The 486-nt window shown below is 58.8% G+C and carries 1 protein-coding gene; it reads right to left on the bottom strand.

Features of this window, described 5'->3' with window-relative positions; translation table 11 throughout:
* Window positions 1-18: 18 nt before the first annotated feature.
* The coding region (locus AC1DLB_RS31960) for a YehS family protein (protein ID WP_477786530.1) at window positions 19-486 on the bottom strand (468 nt) is incomplete at its 5' end.

Here is a 486-nt window from a genome sequence, read left to right as displayed (position 1 = left end):
CTACAAGCGCGGCGCGATTTACTGCGGGCGCACGCGCAGGGTCAGGCCCTTGAGGAAGTTGCGCAGCAATTGATCGCCGCACGGGCGGTAGTTAGTGTGGCCGAACTTGCGGAACAGCGCGCTCAGCTCAGGCTTGGACACCGGGAACTCGGCGGCCTTGAGGATGGCGTGCATGTCGTCTTCCTTCAGTTCGAAGGCGACGCGCAACTTCTTCAGGATGATGTTGTTGGTCACCGGCACTTCGATCGGCTGCGGCGGACGGCTTTCGTCCTTGCCACGCTTGAAGATCACCAGGCCATCGAGGAAATGCGCCATGACTTCGTCCGGGCAGCGTACGAAACCTTCCTCGTCTTCTTCTTTCTTGTCGAGGTACGTCACCAGGTCTTCCAGCGTGACGTCCATGCCGCCGAGCTTGATGATCTCGATGACTTTCTTGTCGCTGATGTCGAGCATGTAGCGCACGCTGCGCAGTACGTCGTTATGAAT

Source organism: Pseudomonas sp. 05N434, from assembly GCF_056396965.1.
Note: the sequence above shows the minus strand (reverse complement) of the source record. Positions and strands in the feature narration are given on the sequence as shown.